The sequence below is a fragment of the Stenotrophomonas sp. PS02301 genome, from assembly GCF_029959485.1.
Lineage (GTDB): Bacteria > Pseudomonadota > Gammaproteobacteria > Xanthomonadales > Xanthomonadaceae > Stenotrophomonas > Stenotrophomonas maltophilia_Z.
On sequence record NZ_JASCOO010000147.1, the window covers coordinates 1 to 6,903 of the forward strand.

The 6,903-nt window shown below is 66.8% G+C and carries 9 protein-coding genes; 6 read left to right on the forward strand and 3 right to left on the reverse strand.

The genetic code is table 11. From position 1 onward, the window contains the following. Positions 1–172 precede the first annotated feature (172 nt). A complete protein-coding gene (locus tag QMX81_RS19915; RefSeq protein ID WP_282264094.1) occupies positions 173–727 on the forward strand; it encodes a hypothetical protein in 555 nt (184 codons plus the stop codon). On the opposite strand, the gene QMX81_RS19920 is transcribed toward QMX81_RS19915, so the two are convergent. Next, complete coding sequence (locus tag QMX81_RS19920; RefSeq protein WP_282264095.1) at positions 728–859, reverse strand: hypothetical protein; 132 nt, start codon at positions 857–859, stop codon at positions 728–730. A 198-nt stretch (positions 860–1,057) separates the two neighbouring features. Between QMX81_RS19920 and QMX81_RS19925 the strand changes: the two genes are divergently transcribed. The 3 genes from QMX81_RS19925 (at position 1,058) to QMX81_RS19935 (ending at position 2,456) form a co-directional block, all read left to right on the forward strand. After that, positions 1,058–1,315 (forward strand): hypothetical protein, encoded by a 258-nt coding sequence (locus QMX81_RS19925; RefSeq protein ID WP_282264097.1) that lies wholly within the window; start codon positions 1,058–1,060, stop codon positions 1,313–1,315. 49 nt (positions 1,316–1,364) lie between these two features. Further along, positions 1,365–1,934 (forward strand): sugar O-acetyltransferase, encoded by a 570-nt coding sequence (locus tag QMX81_RS19930; RefSeq protein WP_121040917.1) that lies wholly within the window; start codon positions 1,365–1,367, stop codon positions 1,932–1,934. Between the two features lie 75 nt (positions 1,935–2,009). Next, entirely contained in the window at positions 2,010–2,456 is a 447-nt protein-coding gene (locus QMX81_RS19935) for a universal stress protein (RefSeq protein ID WP_152152090.1), read from the forward strand. Between the two features lie 40 nt (positions 2,457–2,496). Here QMX81_RS19935 and QMX81_RS19940 read toward each other — a convergent pair whose 3' ends face one another. Both QMX81_RS19940 and QMX81_RS19945 read right to left on the reverse strand, forming a co-directional pair. Beyond that, positions 2,497–2,736, reverse strand: coding sequence for a hypothetical protein (locus QMX81_RS19940; RefSeq protein ID WP_282264101.1), 240 nt, complete (start codon positions 2,734–2,736; stop codon positions 2,497–2,499). Positions 2,737–2,819: 83 nt separating this feature from the next. Then, on the reverse strand, positions 2,820–3,098 hold the full coding sequence (locus QMX81_RS19945; protein ID WP_121040911.1) for a DUF2782 domain-containing protein: 279 nt from the start codon (positions 3,096–3,098) through the stop codon (positions 2,820–2,822). A gap of 97 nt (positions 3,099–3,195) precedes the next feature. Between QMX81_RS19945 and polA the strand changes: the two genes are divergently transcribed. Both polA and QMX81_RS19955 read left to right on the forward strand, forming a co-directional pair. Next, on the forward strand, positions 3,196–5,967 hold the full coding sequence (gene polA, locus QMX81_RS19950; protein WP_282264104.1) for a DNA polymerase I: 2,772 nt from the start codon (positions 3,196–3,198) through the stop codon (positions 5,965–5,967). 358 nt (positions 5,968–6,325) lie between these two features. Then, positions 6,326–6,799, forward strand: coding sequence for a YetF domain-containing protein (locus QMX81_RS19955; protein WP_152152095.1), 474 nt, complete (start codon positions 6,326–6,328; stop codon positions 6,797–6,799). Positions 6,800–6,903 lie beyond the last annotated feature (104 nt).

Genomic DNA, 6,903 nt, shown 5'->3' on the forward strand with positions numbered 1-6,903 from the left:
GCTGCCTGCTGCGGCGTTGTCGGGAGCCGGCCAGCGGCCGGCACTACAATGGGCGGCATACCTTGTCGGGAGCCGGCCAGCGGCCGGCACTACAATGGGCGGCATACCTTGTCGGGAGCCGGCCAGCGGCCGGCACTACAATGGCGCCATCCTTTTCGAACAGGCCCCCGCCATGACCGATTCGCCGCTGCACCTCACCGTCAAATTGAATGCCAGGCTCCAGCCCGAGCATCGCCATGAGCTGTTCGAAGATCCGCTCGATGCGCTGCTGGGCAGTGCCGAGCTGGGCGAGATCACGGGCGGCGGCACCGCGCTGACCGAAGACGGTGAAGTGGACTACGGCGATATCGAGGTCGCGTTGAACGATCCGGCCTCGTTGCCTGGCGTGATCGAGCTGCTGGAGCAGCTGGGAGCGCCGAAGGGCTCGCTGATCCAGCGCGAAGGCGCCCCCGATCAGCCGTTCGGCGTCACCGAAGGCTTGGCGTTGTATCTCAACGGCACCGATCTGCCCGATGAGGTCTACGAACAGTGTGATTCGAACTATGTGTTCGAACAGATCGTCGAGCGCATCGAAGGCCACGGCGAGATCTGCAGCTGGTGGCAGGGCCCCACCGAGACGGCGCTGTATCTGTATGGCGCCTCGTTCGACACCCTGCACGCGCGCATCGCCGATCTTCTGGCGAGCTACCCGCTGTGCCAAGGCGCGCGTGTGGTGCGTACCGCCTGATCAGCAGTCCGGCGCGTGGCCTGCTGCATAGCGCAGGCCACGGCGCAGCTGCGCCCGCACATTCAAGTCGGCAGACACCGTCGCATCGTGGGCCAGCCCGGTGCACCAGCTGCGGCCGCCATCGACTGGCATGGGCGGTGTCCTTCTCCGTCCTGCGCTGCAGCACAGGCCGCGTATGCCTGCGCTATCCGCGTTGTGGTGGGCCAGGGCGCCTCGCTTCATCCCCGATCGCCCCCGGCTCATCCCGGATTTCACACAGTTCGTCGCGTGCCGCTTGTCGCTCCCCCGGCCGGCGCCCAGAGTCTGCCCCTGTCCGCTGGGAGCGCACTCGTGAACAAGGGAATTCCGTATCTGCTTGCTGCACTGGTTCTGCTGACATGGTCGGCAGGCTGGGCCGAGCCGGTGCTGGCCCTGGTCCAGCACGCGCAGACCTGCCTGGCCGACGGTGGCGACTTCGATCTGCTGCGCCTGCGCTGCCAGCCGCAGCCCAGCGGGGTGTGCATCGGCCAGGCAACGCTGTGGTTCTGGCTGAGTGGCATCGTCTTCGCACTGGTGGCGCTGTTGGGCACGCGACGCGGCATGCACTGACACGCGAGCGGCCAACCGGCATCATCACCCTCTGTCTGAGGGAGGCCACATGGGTCCGAGCGAAAAGGAAAAAATGTTGTCCGGGCTGCCCTACCGCCCCGGTGATCCGGCGCTGCAGGCGGACATGGCCGCGGCCAAGGTGTGGATGGTCCGTTACAACGCCGCCCTGGCCGAAACCCCGGCCGTGCGCCGCGCGCTGTTGCGCGAGCAGCTCGGTGCGGTCGGCGAGGGTGCGGTGATCCGGCCGCCATTCCACTGCGATTACGGCTACAACATCCGCCTGGGGCAGGGCGTGTTCCTCAACTACAACTGCGTGATCCTGGACGTGGCCGAGGTCAGCATCGGCGATGGCACCCAGATCGGTCCGGCAGTGCAGCTCTATGCCGCCGATCATCCGCGTGATCCGCAGGCACGGGCTGAAGGCCTGGAGTCGGCCAAGCCGGTCCGGATCGGGCGCAATGTCTGGATCGGGGGCGGCGCGATCGTGTTGCCCGGCGTCACCATCGGCGATGACGCGGTGGTGGGTGCGGGCAGTGTGGTCACCCGCGATGTGCCGGCGGGCGCGACCGTGGTGGGCAATCCGGCGCGGAGGGTGCCTGCGCGCGCCCACGGCGATTGATCCAGCTCAAGGCACCGCGTCCACATCGGGTGTGCAATGGTGATGTTCCCATTGCCCACCCCAAGGAGCTCTGCCATGTACAAGCGCATCCTGATTGCCACCGATGGTTCGGAGCTGGCCGAGAAAGGCCTGGCCAAGGGCCTGGAGCTGGCCAAGGACCTCGATGCCGAGGTCGATATCGTGACCGTCTCCGAGCCATGGGCCGTCGGTATGTACGACGCGATGGGCTGGAGCGTGGGCTACATGAACACGCCCGAATACAAAGCCGACCGCGAAGAGACCGCGCAGAAGGTGCTGCAGCCGGCCAAGGCCGCTGCGCAAGCGCAGGGCCTGCGTACGGCGACCGTGCACGTGTTGGACCGCTACGCCGCGGACGGCATCATCGATACCGCCACCGAACGCGGCAGCGACCTGATCGTGATGACCTCGCATGGCCGCCGAGGCGTGACCCGCGTGCTGCTCGGCAGCCAGACCGCCGAAGTGCTGGCACGCAGCACGGTACCGGTGCTGGTCATCCGATAACGGGAAAGCGGTAGTGCCGGCCGCTGGCCGGCAATGCCCCTCAATCGCGCAGTTTCAACGTCTGCGATTCATCCAGCGTGCCGTCGGGCTGCAGCACCACATAGCGCTCACCCTGACGGTCGAACAGCACCGGGATCGGGTCGCGGAACAGCGGGCGGCGCACGAAGCGCAGCTGCCAGCCGAAATGCTCCAGCGTCTCCACTGCCTGGCGCTGCTCTGCAGTGAGGCCGGCGCGCAGTTCAGCCGGATTCGGATCGTGGCGGCGTTCGGGTGTCGTCATCGAGCGTGGGCAAGCGGGGACGGGGGGCAGCGCCTTGCCGGCCCCGTGCGGTCACGGGGCAGCAGTGCGGTCGACGCCCGGGATCACCAGCTGTAGAGCTTCCAGTACACCGGCGAGACGCCGTCCTTGTCGCTGTCCATGCGGCCATCGCCGTTCTGGTCGTACATGTAGAACGGGGCACCGCGCGACGGGGTCACCTTGACCATCCGCAACTGGCCGCCCACCCGGTATTCCTCGATGGTGTCGCCGTTGTCCTGCACCGTCTTGACCACATCGGCGCCAGTGACATCGACCGGGGGCCTGCCGCCGCCGGTGGCACAGCCAGCCAGCGCGAGCACGCCTGCGAGCAACAGAATCTTCATGGGCCGGGAGTCCTTGGGCGAAGAGGGCCTGATTATGCCCGATGGATCGTGAGGCCGGTGCCGACGACGGTCAGGGCCGGGCGCGTAGAATCGTCATATGAGCCGATTAGTCCTGATTGACGGGTCCAGTTACCTGTATCGCGCGTTCCACGCGCTTCCGCCGCTGACCAACGCACACGGTGAACCCACCGGCGCGCTGTTCGGTGTGGTCAACATGCTGCGCGCCACGCTGAAGGAGCGCCCCGAGTACGTCGCCTTCGTGGTCGATGCGCCCGGCAAGACCTTCCGTGACGACCTGTATGCCGACTACAAGGCCAACCGCCCGCCGATGCCCGACGACCTGCGCCCGCAGATCGAGCCGATGTGCCGCATCGTCGAGGCGCTGGGCCTGAGCATCCTGCGCATCCCCGGCGTGGAAGCCGATGATGTGATCGGCACGCTGGCCCTGCAGGGTCACCGCGATGGCCTGCAGGTGACCATTTCCACCGGCGACAAGGACTTCGCCCAGCTGGTCCGCCCGGGTATCGAGCTGGTCAACACCATGACCGGCAGCCGCATGGATTCGGACGCGGCGGTGATGGAGAAGTTCGGCGTGCGCGCCGACCAGATCGTCGACCTGCTGGCACTGATGGGCGACGCTGTGGACAACGTGCCCGGCGTGGAAAAGTGCGGCCCCAAGACCGCCGCCAAGTGGTTGGCCGAATACCAGCACCTGGATGGCGTGATCGCCGCGGCCCCGACCATGAAGGGCAAGATCGGCGAGAACCTGCGCGCGGCGCTGGAGCGCCTGCCGCTCAACCGCGAGCTGGTCACGATCCGTACCGATGTGCCGCTGGAGGTAACGGCGCAGACCCTGCCGCTGCGCGAGCCGGACGTGCCGTCGCTGGGCGAGCTGTACCTGCGTTACGGCTTCACCCAGGCGCTCAAGGAGCTGGGCGGCCCCGTGCCGGCCCCGGCCGGTGCCAGCGATGCCCCGGTCAGCCTGCGTGGCACCGCGGCCGGCTACGCCCGTGCCACGCCGGATGAGGCGGTGGTGCCGGTCGACCCGGCGCTCTCCGCCCCCGGCGAGTACGAGATGGTGCTCACCAGCGAGCAGCTCGACGCCTGGGTGCAGCGCCTGGCCGATGCCGAGCTGATCTCCTTCGATACCGAGACCGACGCGCTGGACGCCATGCGCGCCAACCTGGTCGGCATCAGCCTGGCGGTCGAGCCGGGCCGGGCCGCCTATATCCCGGTCGGTCACGATTACCCCGGCGCGCCGGCCCAGCTGCCGCGTGAGCAGGTACTGGCGGCGTTGCGCCCGGCGCTGGAAGACCCCTCCAAGAAGAAGCTTGGCCAGCACGGCAAGTACGACCTGCACGTGCTGCGCCGCCACGGCGTGAACGTGCAGGGGTACCACGACGACACCATGCTGGAGAGCTTCGTGCTCAATTCCACCGCCACGCGCCATGACATGGACTCGCTGGCGATGCGCTATCTGGGCTACACCACCATCAAGTTCGAGGAGGTGGCCGGCAAGGGCGCCAAGCAGATTTCGTTCTCGCAGGTGGGCCTGGACGAAGCCTGCCGCTACGCCGCCGAAGATGCCGACGTGACCCTGCGCCTGCACCACGCGCTGCAGCCACAGCTGCGGGCCACGCCCTCGCTGGACAGCGTCTACCGCGACATCGAGATGCCGCTGGTGCCGGTGTTGACCCGCATCGAAGCCAATGGCGTGCACATCGACATGGCCGAACTGCGCCGGCAGAGCCAGGACCTGGGCTCACGCATGCTGGCCGCCCAGCAGAAAGCCACCGAGCTGGCCGGGCGCACCTTCAACCTGGATTCGCCCAAGCAGCTGCAGGCCGTGCTGTTCGACGAGCTGCAGCTGCCGGCGCTGGTGAAGACCCCCAAGGGCCAGCCCAGCACCAACGAAGAGGCACTGGAGGCGATCGCCGAGCAGCACGAGCTGCCGCGGGTGATCCTGGAGTACCGCGGGCTGGCCAAGCTGCGCAGCACCTACACCGACAAGCTGCCGGAGATGATCAACCAGGACACCGGGCGGGTACACACCAGCTACCACCAGTCCGGCGCCGCCACCGGCCGGCTGTCCTCCTCGGACCCGAACCTGCAGAACATCCCGATCCGCACCGAGGATGGCCGTCGCATCCGCCGCGCCTTCGTGGCCCCGCCGGGCCGCAAGATCCTGGCCTGCGACTACTCGCAGATCGAGCTGCGGATCATGGCCCACCTCTCCGAGGACCCCGGCCTGGTGCGGGCCTTCGAGCAGGGCGTGGACGTGCACCGGGCGACGGCGGCGGAAGTCTTCAGCCGCCCCCTGGAGGAGGTGACCTCCAACGAGCGCCGGGCCGCCAAGGCGATCAACTTCGGCCTGATGTACGGCATGAGCGCGTTCGGGCTGGCCCGCAACCTGGGCATCGACCGCGGCCAGGCCCAGGATTACGTGGCGCTGTACTTCAGCCGCTACCCGGGCGTGCGCGATTTCATGGAGCGGATGCGCCAGCAGGCCCGCGAACAGGGCTATGTGGAAACCCTGTTCGGCCGCCGCCTGTACCTGAACGACATCAACGCCCGCAACCAGGGCCTGCGGGCCGGTGCTGAACGGGCCGCGATCAACGCCCCGATGCAGGGCACCGCGGCGGACATCATCAAGCGCGCCATGGTGAAGGTGGACAGCTGGCTGGAGGATCACAGCGACCAGGCCAAGATGATTCTGCAGGTGCACGATGAACTCGTCTTTGAAACCGAAAGTAGTTTCCTCGATACCTTGCGTTTGAAAGTCGTGGAACTGATGTCCTCGGCCGCCGAACTGCGTGTGCCGCTGGTGGTGGATGCGGGCGTGGGCGACAACTGGGATGAGGCACATTGAGGCCTGAATCACAGTCAAAAGGCTGAATTGGTTCAGTGCGCCACGATAATCTGACTGTTGGATGAATGTTTCTGGGAAGAGGTCCGGATTAATTGGGCCCCTTCACGAACTATCAATGTTCGGAGTGCTTTTATAGACCTCGACAGGCGCAATGCCTGTTGTGGATCTCTCCCATCCCCTGGAGCAGATCTCGGAACGGGGGCTCCTCCCCAAGCGCCCGTTCCCCGGCCCCGCTAACCTCCCCCTGGTTGGCGGGGCTTTTTATTTGTGGCGCCGGAAAACGGCCATCCACGCCGTCAGGCCATTGCCTCGCGCCGGGTGCCGGCCCATGCTGGCCGGACCAGTTCGGGGAGAGGCAATGAGCGACCTGTTTGCATTGGCCATGCCGTGGTGGGAATTCATCCTGCGCGCGGTGGTGGTGTACGCGGTGGTACTGGGGATGGTCCGGCTCTCCGGCAAGCGTGCGCTGGGCCAGATCACCCCGTTCGACGTGTTGCTGATCGTGCTGCTGGGCAACGCGGTGCAGAACGCACTGCTGGGCCAGGACACGTCCCTGGGCGGCGGCCTGCTGCTCGCGGCGACGCTGATCTCGATCAACTACGGCGTGGGTTGGCTCAGCACGCGCAGCCGGCGCGTGGAAACCCTGGTCGAAGGCGAGCCGATCCTGATCGCCCGCGATGGCAAGGTGCTCGATTCCGTGCTCAAGCGTGAGCTGGTCACCCCGGCCGATCTGGACGCAGCGATGCGTCAGCAGGGCTGCCTGTCCATCGACGATGTCGCCCTGGCGGTGCTGGAGATCAACGGGCACATCACGATCGTGCCGAAGAAATAACGGGGACGGAGGTAGTTAAGCGCGCGAAGAAATAACGGGGACGGAGGTAGTTAAGCGCGTGCGCTTAACTACCTCCGGCCCCGTTATATCCGTCCCCGTTAGAG